At 70.0% G+C, this 20,547-nt stretch carries 17 protein-coding genes; 16 read left to right on the top strand and 1 reads right to left on the bottom strand.

Features of this window, described 5'->3' with window-relative positions:
• Position 1: 1 nt before the first annotated feature.
• Entirely contained in the window at positions 2–994 is a 993-nt protein-coding gene (locus FJ108_04235; GenBank protein MBM4335108.1) for a hypothetical protein, read from the bottom strand.
• Between the two features lie 422 nt (positions 995–1,416).
• On the opposite strand from FJ108_04235, the gene FJ108_04230 reads away from it, so the two are divergent.
• The 16 genes from FJ108_04230 to FJ108_04155 all read left to right on the top strand — a co-directional run bounded on the left by FJ108_04230 (position 1,417) and on the right by FJ108_04155 (position 20,518).
• The gene (locus FJ108_04230; GenBank protein MBM4335107.1) at positions 1,417–2,901 is read left to right on the top strand and encodes a hypothetical protein; all 1,485 of its coding nucleotides are present in this window, start codon (positions 1,417–1,419) and stop codon (positions 2,899–2,901) included.
• On the top strand, positions 2,898–5,630 hold the full coding sequence (locus tag FJ108_04225; protein ID MBM4335106.1) for a hypothetical protein: 2,733 nt from the start codon (positions 2,898–2,900) through the stop codon (positions 5,628–5,630). The genes FJ108_04230 and FJ108_04225 overlap by 4 nt, the downstream gene beginning before the upstream one ends.
• Positions 5,631–5,679: 49 nt before the next feature.
• Positions 5,680–7,266 carry an AMP-binding protein gene (locus FJ108_04220; GenBank protein MBM4335105.1) on the top strand — a complete coding sequence of 529 codons (1,587 nt, stop codon included), beginning with the start codon at positions 5,680–5,682 and terminating at the stop codon, positions 7,264–7,266.
• Positions 7,267–7,495: 229 nt separating this feature from the next.
• Entirely contained in the window at positions 7,496–8,608 is a 1,113-nt protein-coding gene (locus FJ108_04215; GenBank protein ID MBM4335104.1) for an amidohydrolase family protein, read from the top strand.
• A gap of 14 nt (positions 8,609–8,622) precedes the next feature.
• Complete coding sequence (thrH, locus tag FJ108_04210; protein MBM4335103.1) at positions 8,623–9,246, top strand: bifunctional phosphoserine phosphatase/homoserine phosphotransferase ThrH; 624 nt, start codon at positions 8,623–8,625, stop codon at positions 9,244–9,246.
• 33 nt (positions 9,247–9,279) lie between these two features.
• Positions 9,280–10,527: an NADP-dependent isocitrate dehydrogenase gene (locus tag FJ108_04205; protein ID MBM4335102.1), complete on the top strand. Its 1,248-nt coding sequence runs from the start codon at positions 9,280–9,282 to the stop codon at positions 10,525–10,527.
• Positions 10,528–10,531: 4 nt separating this feature from the next.
• Entirely contained in the window at positions 10,532–11,461 is a 930-nt protein-coding gene (mdh, locus tag FJ108_04200) for a malate dehydrogenase (protein ID MBM4335101.1), read from the top strand.
• 16 nt (positions 11,462–11,477) lie between these two features.
• Entirely contained in the window at positions 11,478–12,635 is a 1,158-nt protein-coding gene (gene sucC / locus FJ108_04195; GenBank protein MBM4335100.1) for an ADP-forming succinate--CoA ligase subunit beta, read from the top strand.
• The gene (sucD, locus tag FJ108_04190; GenBank protein MBM4335099.1) at positions 12,632–13,510 is read left to right on the top strand and encodes a succinate--CoA ligase subunit alpha; all 879 of its coding nucleotides are present in this window, start codon (positions 12,632–12,634) and stop codon (positions 13,508–13,510) included. The genes sucC and sucD overlap by 4 nt, the downstream gene beginning before the upstream one ends.
• Complete coding sequence (locus tag FJ108_04185; protein MBM4335098.1) at positions 13,511–14,410, top strand: sugar kinase; 900 nt, start codon at positions 13,511–13,513, stop codon at positions 14,408–14,410.
• Between the two features lie 89 nt (positions 14,411–14,499).
• On the top strand, positions 14,500–15,126 hold the full coding sequence (locus tag FJ108_04180; protein ID MBM4335097.1) for a hypothetical protein: 627 nt from the start codon (positions 14,500–14,502) through the stop codon (positions 15,124–15,126).
• Positions 15,127–15,138: 12 nt separating this feature from the next.
• On the top strand, positions 15,139–15,918 hold the full coding sequence (locus FJ108_04175) for a tetratricopeptide repeat protein (GenBank protein ID MBM4335096.1): 780 nt from the start codon (positions 15,139–15,141) through the stop codon (positions 15,916–15,918).
• A gap of 77 nt (positions 15,919–15,995) precedes the next feature.
• Positions 15,996–16,361, top strand: coding sequence for a hypothetical protein (locus FJ108_04170; protein MBM4335095.1), 366 nt, complete (start codon positions 15,996–15,998; stop codon positions 16,359–16,361).
• Between the two features lie 32 nt (positions 16,362–16,393).
• A complete protein-coding gene (gene recO, locus FJ108_04165) occupies positions 16,394–17,290 on the top strand; it encodes a DNA repair protein RecO (protein MBM4335094.1) in 897 nt (298 codons plus the stop codon).
• A 31-nt stretch (positions 17,291–17,321) separates the two neighbouring features.
• Positions 17,322–20,042, top strand: coding sequence for a pyruvate, phosphate dikinase (locus FJ108_04160; GenBank protein ID MBM4335093.1), 2,721 nt, complete (start codon positions 17,322–17,324; stop codon positions 20,040–20,042).
• On the top strand, positions 20,039–20,518 hold the full coding sequence (locus FJ108_04155; GenBank protein ID MBM4335092.1) for a hypothetical protein: 480 nt from the start codon (positions 20,039–20,041) through the stop codon (positions 20,516–20,518). Before FJ108_04160 ends, FJ108_04155 begins: the two co-directional genes overlap by 4 nt.
• The last annotated feature ends 29 nt before the right edge of the window (positions 20,519–20,547 follow it).

Here is a 20,547-nt window from a genome sequence, read left to right as displayed (position 1 = left end):
CTCACTCCTCGGAACTCGCCCCGGGGCGAGTGACTGTAGACGCGAAGTCACGCCGGAAGCGAGCCATGTGGGCGGCGCCGAAGTCCCGCGTCGCGGCATGAGCGTTGTGCGCGCGGCAGCGCAGGGTGATCTCGTCCGCCCGGTGCCGATGCGAGCGGGCGAACGGCACCAAGTGGTGGAACTCGAGCGCGTCGCGCGTGCCGCAGCGCCGGCCGTCGCGGGCCACGAACGTGCAGCGCTCGTCGTCGCGCCTAGCAACCGCGCGGCGGATTGCGGCGGGGATGTGGCGCGGCGCCGGGCCGGACACCTCCGCGCGCTGCGCGCGCGGAGCGTCGGTCTGCGCGAACTTCACGCGCCGTAGATCTCCAAGCAGCGCGTCGAGCGCGCGAGCGAAGATCCTTTCGAGATCGCCGTCGGGAATCTGGTGGCGCAGCAGCGCTTGGGCCTCCCGGAGCTTTGCGTGCGTCTCGGGTCCCGCCGTGAACTGCACCTTGTAGCGGCTGCCGCCGAGCGGCTCCGCCGAGGGCTGCGCGCTTGCTGCGACGGGGGCGGTGGGTAGCGGTGGCGGTGAGTCGAGCACGAGCGGCTCGGACACCGCGACGCGCTCTGGCAACCGGCGCAGCACCGCCTTCGCATCCGGCTTGGGCGCGCGGTCCGCCAGTCGCTCTTCGATTGCGCGCTTGCTCTGGTTACGCGCCAGATCGAGCAGCTCGCCGCAGCTCTCCGCCGTCAAGTGCGGCACCAGGAGCCGCAGGCCCGAGAGATGCAGCTCGCCGGAGCGGATCCGATCCAGGATCTGTGGAAAGCGCCGCGCCGCGCGCGCGGCGGTGATGCGGTGGAACGCGACCGACTCGGAGAAGTGCAGCACCTCCACGCAATAGGAGAAGAGCGACCGGAAGCCGAGCTCGAGCGCGAGGCCGCGCGTCTCGACCTCGCCCAAGTGGACGAGCAGATCGGCTTCGAGCCCGACGCCGAGCGCGGCGAGCTTCTTCAATCCCTCGAGTAGCGCGTGGTCCGAGCTTGTGCCGAGGTCGAACGGAGAGAGCGACACTGAATTGCCTTCCCGGGGTGAGAGAAGGTGATTGCCGCGCGAGGGGAATCGTTCGAAGCGTATCACGACGCTTTTCGGTGTCGCAGGAGCGCGCGTGCGCCACGATCGGGACCCGCCACGCGCCCGAACGTCTCCGGCGTCGAGTTCGCACGCCAGCGCGTCAACACTCGAGTCTTGCGGCAGAGATCGAATGGTCGTCGGCCCGCGAACCGCGCGTCCTCCAAGAACCCGTCAAGTCCTCTTCTCGCCGGATCTGATCGGGCACTCCACGCCATAGAGTTCGACGGCTCGAGGGCGATGGGTCGTTTGACCTGCTCGCAGTATCCAGCTCCGACATATTCGCTAGGATCCCGCCCGTTCGGCCGATGTATTTCCGAGGAGTCCTTCGCCTGTCCGAGTCCGCGATTCGCATCCTGGCGCTCGTCTGCGCGCTCACGGCGTTGGCTCCTTCGGGCTCCCCTCGCGCGGAGCCGTCGGCGGAGCTCTCGGCGGCGATCGAGGCGACCCTCGTGGCGCACCCCGGGCTGGTCGAGATCCAGCCGGGCGACCGCTTTCTCGCCGGCGTCGACGACGCCGAGCTAGAAGCTCTGCTCACGCGCACCGCCAGAGGCGAGTGGGACGCGTCGACCGAGTCGGCGGTCTGGGTCGTGCTCGAGGGCTTCTCGCGCGAGTCGGGACCAATGGCGGCCTACGGGCGCTCGCTCACCAGCCAGCTCGCAGGCGCCGCCGCGGCCGGCGAAAATCCAGAAGCATTGCGCGCGCTGGCGCGAATCCTCGGGCGCTTCCTGGAGGACCCGAGCCACGAGTACTCGATCCTCGCGCAGGGGCTCTTGTCCGAGAAGATCCGCTGCGGCGCGGCGTCGCGGGGCGACGACGAGCTGGTGCGGCGTATCACCGCGCAGGTGAATCCCGATCGAGAGCTCGACCGGGGCGGAACCGACGGGACGGTCGCGGACCGCTACGGACTGCACGAGCGCGCGGACCTCTTCTCGGTGGCCGCTCGGGGCAAGCTCATCGCCGCGGCCGGCTACTTCGGCACCGTGATCGTCTCGCGCGACGGAGGCACGAGCTGGAGCGTTCCGAATACCGGAACCGACGAGCCGCTCTACGCCGTCGCGTTCGGCGCGGACGAGGAGATCTGGGCCGCGGGCCGCGCGGGCGTGGTGATCCGGTCCGAAGACGGCGGCGTCACCTGGACGCGCCGCCCGACGCCGTTCGACCGCCACGTGTTCGGTCTGCACGCGACGGCGCCGGGGGTTGTGCTCGCGGTGGGCGACTACGGGCTCCAGCTGCGCAGCAGCGACGGTGGCGCGCACTGGGCGTGCATTCCACGCGAGCAGGACGTGATCCTCGGGCGGATCGCCAGCGCCGGCCCCGACGCGATCGGCGCCGGCGAGTTCGGCACGCTCGAGCGGCTCCCGCGCGGAGTCCCGCCCGGCCGGCGCGGTGTGCTCAGCGGCGTGCCGCCCGACCTCTACCTGTTCGACGTCTGGTCCGATGCGGACGGCGTGGTCGGCGTGGCGGTCGGGCTCGGCGGCGCGGTCGTGCGCAGCGAGGACGGTGGCGCGACCTGGTCGCGCGTGGCGGTTCCGTTCGAGCGCGATCTGTTCGGCGTGGGCGGCTCCGGCGCGCGCGTGGTCGTCTCGGGCGAGGGGGGCCTGCTCGCGCTCTCCGAGGACGCGGGGCGGAGCTTCCGCCGCATGGACTCGCCGATCGCGACGGTGACGCTCACCGACGTGGAGTTCGCCGATGCCGGGCAGGTCCACGTCGTCGGCTCGCGCGGAATCGTGCTGCGCTCGGACGACGGCGGCGCGACGTTCCGCGTCGCGCGCGGCGGCGGCGGCTCGTGAGCGCGGCGGAGCGGTTCTCGCGCTTCTTCGCGAGGCGGCGAAACTGGTTCGCGGCCGGGATCGCGATCGCTACGGCCTTCTTCGCCGTGGAGATGCGCAATCTCGAGATCTTCACGCAGTACCTGGATCTGCTGCCGCGCGCGCACCCGTTCATCCGCACCTACGAGGCGTACCGCGACGTCTACGGCAACGCGAACACGGTGGTAGCCGCCGTCGTCCCGCGCGAGGGCGACATCTATCGGCCCGAGATCCTGCGCGCGATCGCCGAGCTCACCGAGCGGATGGACTCCTCGATCGTCCCGGCCGAGGTGAACGCGCTCCCGACCAGCGCCTTCGTCGAGCCGCGCGGCGGGACCGAGGCCGTCGTACACGCGATCGTGTCGCTCGTCGACCGGCTCGTGCGCTCCTCCAGCGCCGAGCCCGTGGAGACCGGCGTCGACCACAATCTGGTCACGAGCCTCACGCACCGCACGGCGCGGGACGCGCGCGTGCGCGAGGACGGGACGCTGCACTCGCCGCAGCTGGTCGAGGAGATCCCGACCACGTCCGAAGCGCTCGAGCGGCTGCGCGAGCGCGTGCGCCGCAATCCCTCGGTCTTCGGCCCGCTGGTGGCGGCCGACGAGCGGGCGGCGCTGGTTCGCGCGAGCTTCGTCGAGACCCGGCTCGACTACGGCGCGCTCTTCAAGCACATGCAGACGACGCGCCGGGAGATCGAGGCGAAGTACCCGGTCGCGGTGCACATGACCGGCCAGCCACTGCTCTTCGGCTGGACCTACGCCTTCGCCACCGAGATCCTGCTGGTCTTCGCGCTCACGCTTCTGGTCTCGGTGCTTCTGCTCTGGAGCTACTTCCGCCGCGCCTACGGCGTCTTCCTGCCCATGTCGGGCGCGGCCGTGAACGTGATCTGGGGCCTCGGCTTCGCGGCTTGGGTCGGATACAACCTCGATCCGCTGGTTCTGGTCATCCCGATGCTGATCACCTCGCGCGCGATCAGCCACTCGGTGCAGTTCGTCGAGCGCTTCTACGAGGAGTACGAGGCGCTCGGCGACAAGGACGAGGCCTGCATCCGCTCGATGTCGGAGCTGCTGCTGCCGGGCACGTTGGGAATCGTCACCGACTGCATCGGCCTGCTCACGATCGCGCTCGCGACGATCCCGATCATGCACAAGCTCGGCCTGCTCTGCGCGTTCTGGGCCGCGACGATCCTGGTGACGGAGATGCTGCTCAACCGGCTCCTGATCCTGTACCTGCCCGCGCCGCGCGAGCGCAGGCACTACGTGCAGCCGCTCGCAGCCAGAGCGCTCGGCGCGGCGGCGCGACTGGTGGGCTCGCGCGCGGGCGCCGTAGCGATCGTCGCGGTCTTCGCCGTGCTGACGGGCGTCTGCGCGGTGCTCGCGCGCGACGTGCCGGTCGGCGAGCACCGGCCGGGCACGCCGATCCTGTACCCCGACGCCGATTTCAACGTGGCCGCGCGCGAGATCGGCACGCGCTTCTCGGGGCTGGACGACCTGCTCGTGGTCGCGCACTCGAACGTGCCGGGGCGGGTCTACAGCCCCGACGCGTTCAAGCTGATCGAGTCGCTGCAGCGGGCGCTCGAGACCGACGCGAACGCGGGCGGGAGCATCTCGCTGGTCGACCTGCAGAAGCAGACGGGCCGACTGTTCCACAACAACGATCCGCGCTTTGCGATGTGGATGCAGACGACCTCGGAGCTGTCGGGAATGACCTACCTGATGGAGACGAGCGTTCCCGCGCCGGGCATCCTCGACCCGTACCGCTCGCGCGACGCCGCGTCGCTCGCGGTTCGCGTCTTCTACCGCGACCACCGCGCGCCTACGGTCGAAGGCGCGATCGAGAGGCTGGAGCGCTTCGCTGCCGACGTGCGGCTGGACGGAAGCCTGGCGATCCGGATGCTCCCCGGGGACCCGGACTGGCTGCGCGCGCTCGGCTGGCTCAATCCCATCCTTCCGGCCGTCGAGCCGAGGCTCGAGGTGACACTCGACGGTGGCGCGCCCGAGATCGTCGCGGGCCGGCGCTGGCAGGGGCCGGACGGGATCGAAGCCGAGCTGCGGCGCTCGGGCTTCCGCTCGCCGTGGGAGCTCTGGGTTCGAAGCGGCCCGGCAAGCGAGCCCACCCTGCAGCCGAGCGGCGCCTGGCTGCGGGACGGCGTCGAGCTCCGCTACGCGGCGGGCTCGATCGGCGTGCTCGCCTCGTCGATCGACGAGATCCGCGCCTCGAGCGATCTCAGCATCGTGATCGTGTTCATCACGACGTTCCTGGTGATCCTGGCGAGCTACCGGTCGCTGGTGGTCTCGCTGCTCCTGATCAGCTCGCTTGCGACCGCGTCGCTCGCGGCGCTCGCGGTGCAGGCCGTGGCTGGAATCGCGATCGACGTGAACACGCTTCCGGTGCAGGCGATCGGCGTCGGGGTCGGGATCGACTACGCGCTGTACCTGGTCGACCGCGTGCTGCAGGAGCGCCCGCGCTTCGCCACGCGAGTCGAGGCCGTGCAGCACACGATCCGGACCACGGGGCTCGCGATCGGCTTCACCGCGTCGACGCTGCTGGTCGGGATCGTGTTCTGGATTCCGATCTCGAGCCTGCGCTTCTCGGCAGAGATGAGCCTGCTGCTCTCCATCCTGATGGGCGTGAACGCGCTCGCGGCGATCCTGCTGGTGCCGGCGATGATCGTGCTGCTGCCGAAGCGCTGGTCGGGCCGGCTGGCGTAGGCCGCCCGATCGCTCCGCGTTCCCGGTAGAATCGGCGCGAGGAGAGCCGATGAACGATCCGGACGGGCACACGACGCTTCGCGCGGAGGAGGCCGCCGCGCACGGAATGACGATCGCGGTCGCGGCGCGCGAGGCGCCGCAGCGCATGGCGATCCTCTCGGATTCGGGGTCGCTCACGTTCGGCGAGCTGAACGCGCGCGCGAATCAGCTGGTGCGCGCGCTGTCGCGGCGTGGCGTGGCCAAGGGCGACGCGATCGCGCTGCTCTGCTCGAACCGCCCCGAGTTCGCGGTCGCGTACGCCGCGGCGCTGCGCGGCGGGCTGCGACTCACTTGCATCAACTGGCACCTGCAGCGCGACGAGATCGCCTACATCGTCGACAACTGCGAGGCGCGCGCGTTCCTGGCCGACGCGCGCTTCGCCGACGCGGCCGCCGAGGTCGCGCGCGAGTCGCACAGGGCCTCCGAAAGACTCGCGATCGCCGGCCCGATCGAGGGCTTCGAGAGCTTCGAGGCGGCGCTCGACGCGGAGAGCGCGGCCGACGTCGATTCCCCGTCGCTGGGCGGGACCATGCTCTACACCTCGGGCACCACCGGGCGACCCAAAGGTGTGTACCGTCGGCAGGCGCCGCCCGCGAGCCGCCTGGCCCAATCGATCGCTCAGGTCTCGAAGTACCAGCCCGATGGCGACCGGATGCTGTGTACCGGGCCGCTGTATCACGCCGCGCCGCTCGCGTTCAATCTCGCCGCGCCGCTCGCGGCGAGCATCGGCACGGTGCTGATGGACCGCTGGGATGCGGCCGAGGCGCTGCGGCTGATCGAGAAGCACCGCATCACCCACACGCACATGGTCGCGACCATGTTCCACCGGCTGCTCGCGCTTCCCGACGACGTGAAGGCCAGGCATGACCTGTCCTCGCTGCGCGTGCTCCTGCACGGCGCCGCGCCCACGCCGGTGCACGTGAAGAAGTCGCTGATCGACTGGCTCGGGCCGATCGTCTACGAGTACTACGCGGCCACCGAGGGCGGAGGCACGTTCATCACCAGCGAGGAGTGGCTCTCGCGGCCGGGCTCCGTGGGCCGGCCGGTCGAGGAGGGCAACCTGTCGGTCCGCGACGACGAGGGCCGCCCGCTCCCGACCGACAGCGTCGGCACGATCTGGTTTCGCGCGCCTCCGGTCGGCCGCTTCGAGTATTTCGGGGACGAGAAGAAGACGCAGTCGAGCTACGACGGCGACTGGTTCACGATGCGCGACATGGGCTACCAGGACGGGGCCGGCTACGTGTTCCTCACCGGCCGCACCTCGGAGCTGATCATCTCGGGCGGAGTGAACATCTATCCGGCCGAGATCGACGCCGTGCTGCTCATGCACCCGGCGGTGGCCGACGCGGCCGCGGTGGGGGTCCCGAACGAGGAGTTCGGCGAGGAGGTCCGCGCGGTGGTGCAGCTCGCGCCCGGCTCGGCCGCGAGCGAGGCGCTCGCGCGCGAGCTGATGGAGCACTGTCGGGAGCGACTTGCCCACTTCAAGTGCCCGCGCGGTGTCGACTTCGATCCGGCGCTGCCGCGCTCCGAGGCGGGAAAGGTGCAGCGCCGCGTGATCCGGGAGCGTTACTGGCAGGGGCTGGGAAGGCAGATCTGAGATGGGGACGGGGCTCGGGATCTGCCGCGCGCTCTGCGTCGCGCTTCTGATCCACGTCGCGGCGCAGGGCACGTGGGCCGAGGAGCTCGAGCCCGAGCGCTGGACGATCGTGCACTGCGGCTCCGCGCTGCTGGTGCCCGGGCAGCCGGCGCACGGCGAGACGACGCTCGTGGTGCACGAGGGGCGGATCGCCGAGGTCCTGCCGGGGATCGTCGAGCCCGAGTCGATCATGGCCGGAAAGACCGGCGAGCCCGAGGTCGTCGATCTGCGCGAGGCGTTCGTGCTGCCGGGGCTGATCGACGCGCACGTGCACCTGACGTTCGAGCACGACGCCGACGCCCGGATGCGGCGCGTGAGCGAGGACGAGGCCGCGGCCGCGCTGCGCGGATCGGTGTACGCGCGCCGGACCCTCGAGGCGGGAATCACCACCGTGCGCGACCTCGGCGGCGGGGCTGCGGTCTTCGCGCTCCGCGACGCGATCGCGCAGGGACGGATTCCCGGGCCGCGAATGCTCGTCGCAGGCCACGCGATCACGCCCACCGGCGGACACGGCGACCGCACGAACGGCTACCGCGAGGACCTCTTCGACGAGCCCGGTGCGTATCTGGGCGTGGCGGACGGTCCCTACGAGGTTCGCAAGGCCGTGCGCGCGCAGGTGAAGCGCGGCGCCGACCTGATCAAGCTCACGGCGACCGGCGGCGTGCTCTCCAACACCAGCGCGGGCACGGAGCTGCAGTTCATGGACGACGAGCTCGCGGAGATCGTGAGCACGGCGCACATGCTCGGCCGAAGGGTCGCGGCGCACGCCCACGGGACGAACGGGGTGAACGCCGCCCTCCGAGCCGGAGTCGATTCGATCGAGCACGGCACGTTCCTCGATGCCGCCTCGGTCGAGCTGTTCAAGAAGAGCGGCGCCTGGTACGTGCCGACCGTGATCGCGGGCGTGTCCGTCGGCGAGCGCGCAAAGATCCCCGGCTTCTATCCCCCGGCGGTCGCCGAGAAGGCGCGTCGGGTCGGCCCGCAGGTACAGGATGCGCTGCGCCGGGCGCACGCCGGCGGGGTGCGGATCGCGTTCGGAACCGATGCGGGCGTGTTCCCGCACGGCGAGAACGCGCGCGAGCTCGGCTACATGGTCCAGGCGGGTCTCTTGCCGATGGACGCGCTGCGCGCGGCCACGGTCGGGTCCGCTACGCTGCTCGGCATCGAGTCGGACGCCGGAACGCTCGAGGTGGGAAAGCAGGCGGACTTGATCGCGACGCGCCGCAACGCGCTGGTCGACGTCGGCGAGCTCTCGCGCGTGATCTTCGTGATGCGCGGCGGCAGCATCTACAAGCGCGAGTAGCGCAGGAGACGGATTTGATCGTCGCGTGTCTCGACCTCGAGGGCGTGCTGGTGCCCGAAATCTGGATCAACGTCGCCGAGCGCACCGGCATCGCCGAGCTGCGCCGCACCACGCGCGACGAGCCCGACTACGACAAGCTGATGCGGGCCAGGCTCGAGATCCTCGACCGGCACGCGCTGGGCTTGCGCGAGATCCAGGACGTGATCGAGACGCTCGAGCCGCTTCCCGGCGCGCTCGAGTTCCTCGATCACCTGCGCGAGCTCCATCAGGTGCTGATCCTGTCCGACACGTTCTACCAGTTCGCGAAGCCACTGATGCGCAAGCTCGGCTACCCGACCCTCTTCGCGCACGACCTGGTCGTGGAGAGCTCCGGCCGCATCGCCGGCTACCGGCTGCGCATGCCCGACCAGAAGCGGCACAGCGTCGAGCACCTGCGCGCGCTCGCATTCCACGTGATCGCCGCCGGCGACAGCTACAACGACACGGCCATGCTCGCGGCCGCGCACGCGGGCATCCTGTTCCGGCCGCCGGCGAACGTGATCGCGGAGTTCCCGCAGTTCCCGGTCACGAACGAGTACGCCGAGCTCGAACGCGAGTTCGAAGCGGCAGCTCGTCACATTGCGACGCCCGCGACCTAGCGCCTATACTGCGCCGCGCCGAGGAGGACCCCCATGGCCGACGCCCCGCTGGTACGCCAGCCAGGCACCCTGATCCGCAAGCGCAAGGACGGAACGCTCGAGGTTCCGGACAACCCGACGATCGCCTACGTCGAGGGCGACGGCACCGGGCGCGACATCTGGAAGGCGTCGGTCCGAGTCATCGACGCGGCCGTGGCCAAGGCCTATGCGGGCCGACGCAAGATCGGCTGGCACGAGGTGCTCGCCGGGCAGAAGGCGTTCGATCGCACGAAGACGTGGCTCCCGGACGAGACGGTCGAGACGTTTCGCAAGTGTCTGGTCGGCATCAAGGGGCCGCTCACGACGCCGATCGGCGGCGGCATCCGCAGCCTGAACGTCGCCCTGCGCCAGATCCTCGATCTCTACGTCTGCCTGCGGCCGGTGCGCTGGTACGAGGGCGTGCCGAGTCCGGTGAAGCGGCCCGACCTCGTCGACATGGTGATCTTCCGCGAGAACACCGAGGACATCTACGCGGGCATCGAGTGGAAGTCCGGCTCGGCCGAGGCGAAGAAGGTGATCGCCTTCCTGCAGAAGCAGATGAAGGTGAAGAGCATCCGCTTCCCGGCGACGAGCGGGATCGGCATCAAGCCGGTCTCGCGCCAGGGCACCGAGCGCCTGGTGCGCGCCGCGATCGACTACGCCCTGGAGCACAAGCGCAAGTCGGTGACGCTGGTGCACAAGGGCAACATCATGAAGTACACCGAGGGCGCGTTCCGCGACTGGGGCTACAAGCTGGTCAAGAAGGAGTACGCCGGGCGCGCGATCGGCTGGGACGACTGCGACGGCAAGCCTCCGAGCGGCCAGCTCCTGGTCAAGGATTCGATCGCGGACATCACGCTGCAGCAGGTGCTGACGCGCCCCGACGAGTTCGACGTGATCGCCACGCTGAACCTGAACGGCGACTACCTGTCGGACGCGCTCGCGGCGCAGGTCGGCGGGATCGGCATCGCGCCGGGCGCGAACATCAACTACAAGACCGGCCACGGCATCTTCGAGGCCACGCACGGCACCGCGCCCAAGTACGCCGACCAGGACAAGGTGAACCCGAGCTCCGTGATCCTCTCCGGTGTCATGATGCTCGACCACCTCGGCTGGGGCGAGGCCGCCCGGAAGATCGACCGCGGCGTCTCGCGCGCGATCGCGCAGAAGCGCGTGACCTACGATTTCCACCGCCTGATGGAAGGCGCCACGCTCCTGAAGTGCTCGGAGTTCGGCGACGCCATCATCGAGAACATGGAGTGAGCGCGTGAAGCGACCGAAGATCTCTCTCGTCGGGGCCGGGAACATCGGCGGGGTGCAGGCGCAGCTGATCGCACAGCGGCAGCTCGGCGACGTGGTGCTGCTCGACGTCGTCGAGGGTGTGCCGCAGGGCAAGGTGCTCGACATCAGCCACGCGCTCGACGGCTGGGGCTCGAACGTCCGCGTCGTGGGAACGAACGACTACAAGGACACGGCCGGATCCGACCTGTACATCGTCACGGCCGGCATCGCGCGCAAGCCAGGCATGTCGCGCGACGACCTGCTGAACACGAACCTCGGCATCATCAAGAGCGTCGCGAAGGGCATCAAGGACAACTCGCCCGACGCGGTCGTGATCGTCGTCAGCAATCCGCTCGACGCGATGGTCTGGGCGATGAAGGAGCTCACGGGCTTTCCGAAGCAGCGCGTCGTCGGCATGGCCGGCGTGCTCGACTCGGCGCGCTTCCGTTTCTTCGTCGCGCAGGAGCTCGGCGTGGCGGTGCAGGACGTGGTGGCGCTGGTGCTCGGCGGCCACGGCGACACGATGGTCCCGCTGCCTCGGCTCTCCAGCGTGAACGGCATCCCGCTGCAGTCGCTGCTCTCCAAGGAGAAGCTCGCGGCGATCGTGAAGCGGGTGCAGGACGCGGGCGGCGAGATCGTCGGTCTGCTCAAGACCGGCTCGGCGTTCGTCTCGCCCGCGGCGGCCTCGGTGACGATGGCCGAGGCGATCCTGCGCGACCAGAAGCGCGTGCTCGCCTGCGCCGCGTACCTCGACGGCGAGTACGGGGCGCGCGGCATCTACATGGGTGTGCCGGTCCTGCTCGGATCGCGCGGCGTCGAGAAGGTCTTCGAGCTCGACCTGCTCCCCGACGAGAAGGCCGAGGTCGCCAAGTCGATCGACCACGTGAAGAAGCTCCTCGCAGACATCAAGCTCTGAGCGGAAAGGCCCCTCGATGAACGTCCACGAGTATCAAGCCAAGGCGCTGCTGCGCGAGTACGGCATCGAGGTCCCGCCCGGGCGCTTCGTGCACACCGCGGCCGAGGCCGAGCAGGCCGCGCGCGACATCGGCGGCACCGTCGTCGTGAAGGCGCAGGTCCACGCCGGCGGTCGCGGCAAGGCGGGCGGCATCAAGGTGGTGAAGAACGCCGAGCAGGCCGGGCAGACCGCGGCCGACATGATCGGAATGCGGCTGGTCACCAAGCAGACCGGCGCGGAGGGGAAGATCGTCCGGCACCTGTACGTCGAGGCCGGCTCGAAGATCGACCGCGAGCTCTACCTCGCGTTCCTCGTCGATCGCGCCACGCAGAACGTCGCCATCCTCGGCTCGACCGAGGGCGGAATGGACATCGAAGAGGTCGCGGAGCGGACCCCGGACAAGATCCTCTCGGTGCAGGTCGACCCGCTGGTCGGCATCTGCGACTTCCAGGCCCGCAACCTCGGCTACGACCTCGAGCTCTCCGCGAAGCAGTGCGACGCGTTCGTCTCGCTGGTGAAGAACATGTACCGGCTGTTCATGGAGAAGGACGTCTCGCTGGCCGAGATCAATCCCTTGGTGATCTCGGGCGACTCCGTGATCCCGCTCGACTGCAAGCTGAACTTCGATTCCAACGCGCTGTACCGCCACAAGGACGTCCAGGCGCTGCGCGATCTCGACGAAGAGGACGCGCGCGAGCTCGAGGCCGCGAAGTACGACCTGAACTGGGTCTCGCTCGACGGAAACATCGGCTGCATGGTGAACGGCGCCGGGCTCGCGATGGCGACCATGGACATCATCCAGTACGCCGGCGGCAAGCCCGCGAACTTCCTCGACGTCGGCGGGCAGGCGGACGCCGAGCGCGTCGCGCACGCCTTCCGGCTGATCCTCTCCGACAAGAACGTGAAGGGGATCCTGGTCAACATCTTCGGCGGGATCGTGCTCTGCGATCGCGTGGCCGAGGGCATCATCAGCGCCGCGAAGACGGTCGGCGTGACGGTGCCGCTGGTCGTGCGGCTCGACGGCTCGAACGCGGTGCAGGGTCGCGAGATGCTCTCGCGCTCCGGTCTCGACATCACCCCGGCCGAGGGAATGAAGGACGCGGCGGAGAAGATCGTCGCGGCGGTGCGCGCATGAGCATCCTGGTCGACGCGAAGACGAAGCTGATCGTGCAGGGCATGGGGAAGACCGGCCAGCTGCACACGAATCTGTCGCTGGAGTTCGGCACGAAGGTGCTCGGCGGCGTCACGCCCGGACGCGGCGGCACGGAGGCCTGCGGGCTTCCGGTCTGGAACACCGCGCGCGAGGCGGTCCGCGAGGCCGGCGCGAACGCCTCGGTCGTGTTCGTGCCCGCGCCCGGCGCGGCCGACGCGATCCTCGAGGCGGCCGACGCGGGAATCGAGCTGATCTGCGCCATCACCGAGGGAATTCCGGTGCGCGACATGCTGCGCGTGAAGGCTGCGCTGCGCGGCTGGAAGGGCCGGCTGATCGGCCCGAACTGCCCGGGCCTGCTCGACCCGGGCCTGCGGATCCGCATCGGAATCGCTCCCTACTCGATCTTCAAGGCCGGCAGCGTCGGCGTGGTCTCGCGCTCGGGAACCCTGACCTACGAGGCGGTGCACCAGCTCTCGCAGCTCGGGATCGGGCAGTCGACCTGCGTCGGGATCGGCGGCGATCCGATCCCCGGCACGAGCTTCATCGACGTGCTGCGCCTGTTCCAGAAGGACAAGGCGACCAAGGCCGTGGTGATGATCGGCGAGATCGGCGGCAGCGCCGAGGAAGAGGCCGCGGAGTTCGTCGCGGCCGAGATGACCAAGCCCGTGGTCGCGTTCATCGCCGGTGTGACCGCGCCGTCGGGAAAGCGGATGGGCCACGCCGGGGCGATCATCTCGGGCGGCAAGGGGACGGCCGAAGGCAAGTCCAAGGCGCTGGAGAAGGCGGGCATCCCGGTGGTTCCCACGCCCGCGCTGATCGGCGAGACGCTCGCTCGGGCGGCGCGCGGCGTTCTGTAGATGAGCCTGCTCGTCGTAGGCTCGGTCGCGCTCGACGACATCGAGGCGCCCGCGGGAAGCGTGAAGTCCGTGCTCGGCGGCGCGGCCTCGTACTGCTCGGTCGCCTCGAGCTACTTCGTGCGCACGCGCGCGGTCGGCGTGACCGGCGACGACTTCCCGACCGAGCACCTGGAGTTCCTGGCGTCGCGCGGCATCGACCTGTCGGGCGTGACGCGCGCGCCGGGGCGCACCTTCCGCTGGGGCGGCCGCTATCACGACTCGCTCAACCAGCGAGACACGCTCTTCACCGAGCTCGGCGTCTTCGAGCAGTTCGACCCGGTGCTCCCGCCCGCGTATCTGGACTCGGAGTGGGTGTTTCTCGCGAACATCCACCCGTCGCTGCAACGCAACGTGCTGGCGCAGGCACGAGCTCCGCGTTTCTCGGCGATGGACACCATGAACTTCTGGATCGAGGGCGAGCGCAAGGAGCTCGAGGCGACACTCTCGCGTGTCGCGGGCCTGGTGATCAACGACGAAGAGGCCCGGCAGCTGACCGGCATCGCGAATCTGGTCGGCGCGGCCGACGCGATCCGCCGGCTCGGGCCGTCCACCGTGATCGTGAAGCGCGGCGAGCACGGTGCGCTGCTCTTCGACGAGGCGGGCGTCTTCGCCGCGCCCGCGTTCCCTCTGCGCGAGGTTCAGGACCCCACCGGAGCGGGCGACAGCTTCGCCGGCGGCTTCATGGGCGCGCTGGCCGCGGGCGGATCGCTCGCCCCGGACGCCATGCGCCGGGCGGTGATCTACGGGTCCGTGCTCGCCTCGTTCTGCGTCGAGCGTTTCAGCCTGGATCGGTTTCGCTCGCTCTCGCGCGCCGAGATCGACGAGCGCTTCGAGCAGTTCCGCAGGCTCACGCGCTTCTGAGCGCCGCGCGGGGCTTTCGGCATCTCGCTCGCGCAGCTCCGCCCCGCAGATCCATCAAGGGCGGCCGCTTTCCTCCCGATAGGCCTGTCATGTTCTCGAAGACGGACGGCCCGACGGCCCTGCGTGCGGATCTGGTCCAGGCACTCTCGTTCTCGCACGATCGGGTCGAGCGGCTCGCTGGCGAGGCGAAGGTGTCCTCGTTGGCGGCCCTGGCCGGAGTATGGAACGGCCGCAAAGGACACGTCGCGCTGATCTTGCGGGACATCGAGCCGGCGGCGATCGAGCGCTACGTCTCGACCGAAGCGATCTCGAGCGAGTCCGAGCTCGAGACCGCGGTCGAGGAGGCGATCGCGTTCGCCGAGGGCTTGGGCTTCTCGATGGACGCGCCGGAGTTCCTGATGCTCACGTCCGCGGAGCGCGAGCAGCGCATCTACCGCTGGAACAAGCTTCGCAAGGTGCGATCGCCCGCGACGGAGAAGCCCGAGGCCGCTCCGCCCGCGACCCAGGTCGAGCCCGATGCTCCCGAGCCGGCGCCGGTCCCGACCGGCTACGAGATCGAGCTCCAGGATCTCACCGCTGCCGCCGCGCAGACCGAGCCGCCCGCGCGAACGACGAATTCTGCGGGAGCCGTGATCGGCAAGATCGCCCTGGTTCGCAAAGACGGCTCCGACGTTCGCCGCCTCGAGCTGATCGCACGGTTGCTCGCTTCTTACTAGCAGGAGGACTTCATGAACGGTTCCAGAGCACTCCTCGTCGCGCTCCTCGCCGGGCTCGCAGGCTTCGCCTGCTCCACCACGACACCGAAGGACGTGAGCCGCGCGGATTCCCACCGCGACCTGGCCGGCGTGAAGCTGGCCAAGGGCGAGACGGAGCGCGCGATCAAGGAGTACCAGACCGCGATCCGCTTCAATCCCGACGACGCGGAGACCCACTTCCAGATCGCCGCGGCGTACAGTCGCAAGGGCATGCTCCAGGACACCGAGCGCGAGCTGCGCGAGGCGCTCCGCCTGGACCCGGAGCACCTCGAGGCGCGTCTGGCGCTCGGCGTCGCGTTCCTGCAGATGGAGCGCTGGAGCGACGCGGCCGCGGAGTTCGAGCGACTCGCGGCGGATCCGACCTTCGTCCGTCCGACGCGGGCTCTTGTGAACCTGGGTTGGGCCCATTACAAATCCGGTGACCTCGAGCGGGCGAAGGTGGACTTCGAGCGCGCGATCGAGCTGGACCGCACCAACTACGTCGCGCATCTCGATCTGGGAATCGTCCACTACGATCAGGGAGAGCTCGTCGACGCCGTCCAACGCTTCGAGGAGTGTGTGACGATCCTGGCGGAGCGACCGGTCAAGGTGTTCGGACCGGTCGAGGCGGAGGCCCGCTATCGGATGGCCCAGGCCTACGTTCGGCTGGGCAAGCGCGATCGGGCCGTCGACTCGCTCCGCGTCGCCGTGGATCGGGGGGGCGAGAGCGAGTGGGTGCGCAAGTCGAACGACTACCTGAAGGTGCTCCAGTAGGGGTCGCGCCCGAGGCGGTCGCAGTCGGCCATTGGTACCGACGGCAGCGCGAGCTGCGCGGGATCTCCGTCTTCTACGTGGCCGACCGCACCAAGCTCACACCCGAGCGCGTGCGCGAGATCGAGGCCTCCGGCGCGACGCTGGAGATCGACGGCCTGGGTCGCGCGACCGCGCGCTCGCTGGCGCTTGCGATCGGCGCGGACCCGGACGAGGCCGCGGCGCTGCTCGGCGAGCGCCGAGCGGTTCGCGGCGCCCGCGGCGAGCGCCACGCGTGGCTGCGCGGGCTGGTCTGGGGCTACGGGCGCCGCGCCGGATTGCTGCTGCTTCTCGGCATCGGACTCTGGCTGCTCGGACTCTGGCTCTCCGGAGACACCGCGCGCGACGGCATACCGACGGTGGTTCTGAAGCCCGACTACGTCGAGAAGCTGCTGCGGCCCGACTGAGCTCGGACACGCGTCTGGGCTAACCTCGGGGCATGCCCCCGGAGTATCGGACCCGAGCCTTGGTGCTTCGCACCTTCGACCAGGGCGAATCCGACCGCGTCGTGCACCTGTACACCGAGTCGCAGGGCCGGGTCGGCGCGATCGCGAAGGGCGCGCGCCGTTCCAAGCGCCGCTTTCCGGGGACGCTCGAGATCCTCTCGCTGATCGACGTCCGGCTGGTCGACCCGCCGCGCGCGCAGCTCTTGCGGCTCGAGGGCGCCAAGCTCGTCGGCAATTTCGAGGGGATCACCGATCGCCTCGGCCGCTACGCGATCGCGTGTCAGTTCCTCGAGCTTCTCGATCGCCTCACCGCGGAGCGCGAAGCCCACCCGGACCTGTTCCACTTCGCGGTCGGCGTGCTCGAGACGCTCCGCGACGCCGAGCCCGATCGGCTGCTCTCGGTGCTCGTCCTCGCCAAGACGCTGGCGCGTCTGGGCTACCGGCCGCAGCTCGTCCGCTGCGCCGCGTGCGGAGTCGAGCTGCCCGCGGGGGCGGGTCGCGTCGCGTTCCTGCCGGCGCACGGAGGCTCGGTCTGCCGCGCCTGCGCGGGCTCCGCGGAGTCGACCGTGCCGGTGAAGCTGCTTGGCGCGCTCGAGGCCGGCCTGCGCCAGCCGCTTCGCGCGCGCGCGGATCTCGGCCTCGGCGCGAAGGACGTCGAGCGCGCCGAGCTGCTGATCGAGCGCTTCTTCCGCTACCAGATCGGTACGGAGCTCCGAACGGCGGCGTTTCTGCGCCAGGCCATCGCGTACGAGCCGGGGCCGGAGGCCCGCGATCGGGCGGTTGACGCCGTCGGTGTGCGCGTGAATACTCCGCCCGCGGTCGCTCCGGACGGCGCTTCCACGCAGAACGGGCTTTCGCGCCTCGATCTCGAGACCGATCGGCGCCTCTGACTGAAACGAGACCGAGAGGGAGGCCACGAGCTTGGCGAAGAAGCGAGCACGGAAGTCCTCCGCTCCGCGCGAGCGCAAGCGACGGCGCGCGTCGAAGCGACGCGTCTACTTCTTCGGCGCCGGGCGCGCGGACGGCGACGCGTCGCTGAAGGATCTGCTCGGCGGCAAGGGTGCGAACCTCGCCGAGATGACGCGGCTCGGCGTGCCGGTGCCCGCGGGCTTCACGATCTCGACGGAGGTCTGCGCGGAGTTCTACGCCGCCGGACGCAAGCTCCCCGAAGGCCTCGACGCGGAGCTTCTCGCCCAGCTCGCGAAGGTCGAGAAGGTGATGGGCGGAGGCTTCGGCTCGGACACCCGCCCGCTGCTGGTCTCGGTGCGCTCGGGCGCCCGTGCCTCGATGCCGGGGATGATGGATACGGTCCTGAACCTGGGGCTGAACGATCGCACCCTGCAGGGCCTGATCGCCGAGAGCGGCGACCGCCGCTTCGCCTACGACACGTACCGGCGCTTCGTGCACATGTACGGAGACGTCGTGCTCGGCGTGAAGCACGAGCGGTTCGAGGAGCGGCTCGGCGAGCTGAAGCGCGATCGCGGCGTGCGGCTGGATTCGGAGCTCGGCGAGCAGGACCTGGAGGGTCTCGTCGCCGACTACAAGCAGATCGTGAGCGAGACCACGGGCAGAGCGTTTCCCGACGATCCCTTCGAGCAGCTTCACGGTGCGATCGCGGCGGTGTTCCTGTCCTGGAACGCCAAGCGCGCCGAGGACTACCGCAAGCAGAACGGCATACCCGCGGACTGGGGCACGGCGGTGACCGTACAGGCGATGGTGTACGGAAACCTCGGCGACGATTCCGCGACCGGCGTCGGTTTCACTCGCGATCCGTCGACCGGCGAGCGGCGTTTCTTCGGCGAGTTCCTGCCCCGCGCGCAGGGCGAGGACGTGGTCGCGGGGATTCGCACGCCGCAGCCGATCAGCAAGAGCGCGCGCGGTCCGGGCGATCCGCCGTCGCTCGAGGAGCTGATGCCGGCGCGCTTCAAGGAGCTGTCGCGCACCGCGAAGCTGCTCGAGCGGCACTACGCGGACATGCAGGACATCGAGTTCACGATCCAGCGCGGCCGGCTCTGGATGCTGCAGACGCGCACCGGAATGCGCAGCGCGCGCGCCGAGGTGAAGATCGCCGTCGACATGGCGAACGAGGGACTGATCGACCGGAGCACGGCGGTGCTGCGGGTGAACCCGAAGCAGCTCGACCAGCTCCTGCACCCCACGCTCGACGCGAGCCAGGCTCCGGCGCCGCTCGCGCACGGCTTGCCGGCCTCGCCGGGCGCGGGGAGCGGCCGGATCGTCTTCACCGCCGAGGAGGCGGAGGCCGCCTCCGAGGCGGGCGAGCGCGTCGTGCTGGTGCGTCGCGAGACTTCGCCCGAGGACATCCACGGCATGCACGTCGCGCAGGGAATCCTGACGGCGCTGGGTGGCATGACCTCGCACGCGGCGGTCGTCGCGCGCGGAATGGGGAAGTGCTGTGTGGCGGGCTGCAGCGCGCTCTCGATCGACCTCGAGCGGCGCACCGCGCTGCTCGGCGGCGTCGAGCTCACGGAACGCGACACGATCACGCTCGACGGATCGACCGGGTACGTGTACCGGGGCGAGCTTGCGACGGTGGAGCCCGAGCTCTCTAAGGATTTCATGACGCTGATGCGCTGGGCGGACCGGATGCGCCGCCTGCGCGTGCGCGCCAATGCCGACACGCCCGAGGACGCGGCGCTCGCGCTCCGCTTCGGCGCGGAAGGCATCGGGCTGTGTCGCACGGAGCACATGTTCTTCCAGGCGGAGCGCATCCTGGAAGTGCGCCGCATGATCCTGTCGACGACGCCGCAGGAGAGGGCTGTGCCGCTGGCGAAGATCCTGCCGATGCAGCGCGGGGATTTCGTCGGGATCTTCCGCGCGATGGCGGGCCGGCCCGTCACGATCCGACTGCTCGATCCGCCGCTGCACGAGTTCCTGCCCCACACCGGCGAGGAGATGGCCAATCTCGCGCGCGACCTCGCGATGCCCGAGCTCGAGCTGCGGCGCAAGGTCGAGGCGCTGCGCGAGTTCAACCCGATGCTCGGCCATCGAGGCTCGCGGCTCGCCATCACGTATCCGGACATCTACGAGATGCAGGTGCGTGCGATCGTCGAGGCGGCCTGCGTGTGCGCGGACGAAGGCGTGCGCACGCACCCGGAGATCATGCTGCCGCTGGTCGCGGGAACCCGCGAGCTCGAGACGCTGCGCGCGCTCGTCGATGCCACCGCGAGGGCCGTGATGAAGGAGCGCGGACGCAAGGTCCGCTACAGCGTGGGCACGATGATCGAGGTTCCGCGCGCCGCGATCCTGGCCGATCGGTTGGCCGGCATCGCGGAGTTCTTCTCGTTTGGCACCAACGACCTGACCCAGATGACGTTCGCGCTCTCTCGCGACGACTCGGGGCGCTTCCTGCCCGCCTACGTCGAGAGCCGGCTCATGGATGACGATCCGTTCGTCACGCTCGATACCGAGGGCGTGGGGGCGCTGATTCGAATGGGCATCCAGTCCGGGCGCAAGACGCGCGAGGACCTGAAGGTGGGAATCTGCGGCGAGCACGGAGGCGAGCCACGCTCGATCGCGTTCTGCCACGCGGCCGCAATGGACTACGTGAGCTGCTCGCCGTACCGCGTGCCGATCGCGAGGCTCGCGGCCGCGCAGGCGACGCTGCCGAGAAAGGGCGGATGAAGCGGGGGGTGGCGCCGCGCTCGCTCCTCTCCGCCGTCGCCGCGGCGGTGCTGGTCGCCTGCTTCGGCGGCGCCGCGGACCCCGTCGCGACCCAGCCGACCGTCTCGGACGAGGAGGCGATGCGATTCGCGCTGCGCGCCGAGCGCTTCTACCAGTCTCTCCAGGGCATCCCCCTGCCGGCGACGGTCACCTTCTACAACCGGGAGCTGCACCAGTACTTCCCGACCCCCTCGGCCTTCGCGGACTACTACTCCTCGCTCGCCACGCTGGCGCGCCAGAACACGCTTCGCGACGGGCAGGCGCGGTCGGTGCGGATTCGCGAGTTCCACTTCGACGGCCCGGAGCAGGCGGTGGTCGACGTCGTCATCACCGGCAAGCACGAGCGCGAGCTTCGCTTCTGGGACATCGACCTGGATCGCCGCGACGTCTGGCGCCGCGTCGACGGTGTCTGGGTGATCGTGCCCGAGAAGCTCTGACGCCGGGGTCCGCGTCGATCTGCACGCGT

Source organism: Deltaproteobacteria bacterium (assembly GCA_016875225.1).
GTDB lineage: Bacteria > Myxococcota_A > UBA9160 > SZUA-336 > SZUA-336 > VGRW01.
Note: the sequence above shows the minus strand (reverse complement) of the source record. Positions and strands in the feature narration are given on the sequence as shown.

What these genes read in the sequence shown, in the direction of transcription:
- FJ108_04230 (MBM4335107.1), top strand. Translation starts at nt 1,417, where the DNA reads ATGTATTTCCGAGGAGTCCTTCGCCTGTCCGAGTCCGCGATTCGCATC.
- FJ108_04220 (MBM4335105.1), top strand. Translation starts at nt 5,680, where the DNA reads ATGAACGATCCGGACGGGCACACGACGCTTCGCGCGGAGGAGGCCGCC.
- FJ108_04215 (MBM4335104.1), top strand. Translation starts at nt 7,496, where the DNA reads ATGGCCGGAAAGACCGGCGAGCCCGAGGTCGTCGATCTGCGCGAGGCG.
- FJ108_04205 (MBM4335102.1), top strand. Translation starts at nt 9,280, where the DNA reads ATGGCCGACGCCCCGCTGGTACGCCAGCCAGGCACCCTGATCCGCAAG.
- sucC (MBM4335100.1), top strand. Translation starts at nt 11,478, where the DNA reads ATGAACGTCCACGAGTATCAAGCCAAGGCGCTGCTGCGCGAGTACGGC.
- sucD (MBM4335099.1), top strand. Translation starts at nt 12,632, where the DNA reads ATGAGCATCCTGGTCGACGCGAAGACGAAGCTGATCGTGCAGGGCATG.
- FJ108_04185 (MBM4335098.1), top strand. Translation starts at nt 13,511, where the DNA reads ATGAGCCTGCTCGTCGTAGGCTCGGTCGCGCTCGACGACATCGAGGCG.
- FJ108_04180 (MBM4335097.1), top strand. Translation starts at nt 14,500, where the DNA reads ATGTTCTCGAAGACGGACGGCCCGACGGCCCTGCGTGCGGATCTGGTC.
- FJ108_04175 (MBM4335096.1), top strand. Translation starts at nt 15,139, where the DNA reads ATGAACGGTTCCAGAGCACTCCTCGTCGCGCTCCTCGCCGGGCTCGCA.
- recO (MBM4335094.1), top strand. Translation starts at nt 16,394, where the DNA reads ATGCCCCCGGAGTATCGGACCCGAGCCTTGGTGCTTCGCACCTTCGAC.
- FJ108_04155 (MBM4335092.1), top strand. Translation starts at nt 20,039, where the DNA reads ATGAAGCGGGGGGTGGCGCCGCGCTCGCTCCTCTCCGCCGTCGCCGCG.